The following is a 2,398-nucleotide window of genomic DNA, read 5'->3' as shown; positions in this document are numbered from 1 at the left end:
TAGGACAGTGCCGTTGCTGGTGTTTAGGGGCGTTTGGCGAATCCAGTGGGGACTGCTCAGATCCACCAGCAGTGTATGGGGAGCCAAGTGATCGAGGGCAGCTTGGTCGCCAGCCAGATGATCGCGCAGGTCAGTGCCTAGGGTGCCGCCTAAGGCCTGGCCCAGGGAACGTATGCCCGTCCCTGCATCCAACGTATGGCGATCGCTCTGGGCTAGGAGAGCATCCCGCAGTTGAGCGGGAGTTCCCATTTGCACCATTTGGGTGACCGTCCAGCGGCGATCGCCTTCCAAGCGATGGCTGCTTAAATCGGCAGACTGGGGCAAGACATTGATGATCTGATGCTCCACCACGGCTAGGAACTGCCAGGGACGATCTTCGACCAGTTCAAACAACAGTTCATCTTGACCGGGGCGCAGCATATCGGTGGGTAAGCTATGCTGATTGAATAAGATCTGGGCGGTGTGACGTAGGTGATCGAGGGGCTGGGGAATCCCGTCTTGAATCGTTGCAGGTAAGGTCAGTACGGTTTGCGGATCATCGCCAGCGGATAAATCCATAGCCAGAGGCCAAGACAGCAGATTTCTGATTTCCAACAATCCATTTAGCAACAGCGATTCTACCCACGTTCCTTCCCACGTTTCCGGATCCGGATCCGGTTCCCACCGGGCCGTATAGCCTACGGTGATATCTCCGGCTGAGGACGCGTAGAGGAGCGATCGCGATCCCTGGGTTACCCCGGTCTGCTGCAAAAAGTCGCCCCACTGGCAGAACAGCACCAGCTCCATGAAGGCCGTCTCTAGCCGCAGGGTTGACACCTGCATCCGAGAGTCTGAGGAAGATGTCTGGGGTTGAGCGGTAAAGGTGAGGGCCGTATAGCCGGGGGCTTGGTCAGAACTTTGCAGATGCATCCCCGGCAGGAGCTGCACCAAATTGGCCTCGGCAGAGTCCGGCACCTGATAGCCCTGCCACTGAAACTGCAGGGTGCCTGGTCGAACCACGACGATTTGGCTTTCCGCCGATCCTTCAAGGTCGCCAAAGAAAAAGTCTGAGGCTGCCGAGGATTGGGTATCGTGCAACAGATCAAACTGCACCTTGGCCAGAAATGCGGTCTGGGGCACCGCCACCTGCTGCCGACCAACCTGTACTTCTAATTGCAGGATTACCTGATGCCTGTAGTCGTTCAGATCCAAGTCCACCCTCACCCATTCCGGTGCTAGGTGAGTCACTTCGGCGGGCATGGGAAAGGTGAAGGTGAGGGGAGCGGTGGGCAACTGAACGACGCCGAGAGGAACCGACCAAAGCTGCTCAAAGAGCACAAACTGCAGCCACACCTGACCCGCCTCGCCCGCCTCCGCATCACCTAGTTGAATCACCGGTGCCCCATCCCGCTCACCCAGACGAATCGATGACCAAGTCAGCATCGGAGCATTGCTCAATTCTCCATTGGCGAGTGCCAGCGGCCAGTGGGCCATCGCTAGGGCTGCGTCTGTTGCACTATTGTCCGATACCGGTGACTCTAAGGACACATCAGATACCGGTGGCTCCAAGGACAAACCAGATAAGACTAGACCATCTTCGGAGCGAGTAAACGACAGACGCACAGCATTACTGACATCCTCTATCTCCCCTGTGGGAACGCTCAAGGGCAGTTGCAAGCGACCGATGATCTCCACGCCTGTAACCTTATCTTGGTCTACCTGCACTACCTCTAGGGTGAGAGGATAAAAATGCAGACCCATGAGATCTAGATAAGCAAGAGACGTTGAGTCACCCAAACGCCATTCGTAGCCATTCAGAGCGTTATAGACCTGCGATCGCGCCTCGGGATCATTAATATCTGACTGTAGTTCCTGGGCAATGGGCGATCGCGTCCTATCCCGATCAAAGCGCTGGCTATCGGCCAACAAGGGCACATCGCGAAACCAAAACTGCCAGGTATGGGATCCAACGGTCAGCGATAGGGGATCGAGGGTGGAGGTGAGGGCATAGGCCACCGTCTGGCCGGCCTGCTGCAGGGTGAGGGGCGATCGCAGTAAGCGATCGCGTTGTACCGTAGCCCAGCGCGTCCAGCCCCGCTGATCCCGGAAACCACCCTGTTCCGCATGGGCCGCCAGGCTACCGGCCGTGATCTGGTAGGCATTGGTATCCTCGCCGATCTCCTCATCGGTCACGCCCCATAACTCCCCATCTTGGAGTCGGAAGCCCCCAGAGATGCCTTCAAGCGCTGCCTCGCCGGTTAACGCTAGGTTCAGACCATTGTGAAGCTCAATCCGACCGGGGTAGGCTGCTAAATCGAGACGGAGATCAACGGGCCAATCAAAGGGCTCGACTAAGCCATGCACCGAGACGTTATCCTGGTCAGCCGTGAAGGCGATCGTGCCATCCCCTTGGGCTAGA

At 57.5% G+C, this 2,398-nt stretch carries 1 protein-coding gene; it reads right to left on the bottom strand.

Features of this window, described 5'->3' with window-relative positions; all coding sequences use genetic code 11:
• Positions 1–2,398, bottom strand: a 2,398-nt coding sequence (locus tag V6D20_13385; GenBank protein ID HEY9816773.1) for a hypothetical protein, incomplete at both ends; no start/stop codon positions are given.

Source organism: Candidatus Obscuribacterales bacterium (assembly GCA_036703605.1).
Taxonomy (GTDB): domain Bacteria; phylum Cyanobacteriota; class Cyanobacteriia; order RECH01; family RECH01; genus RECH01.
The sequence above is the reverse complement of the archived record's forward strand: the minus strand, read 5'-3'. Positions and strand labels throughout refer to the sequence as shown.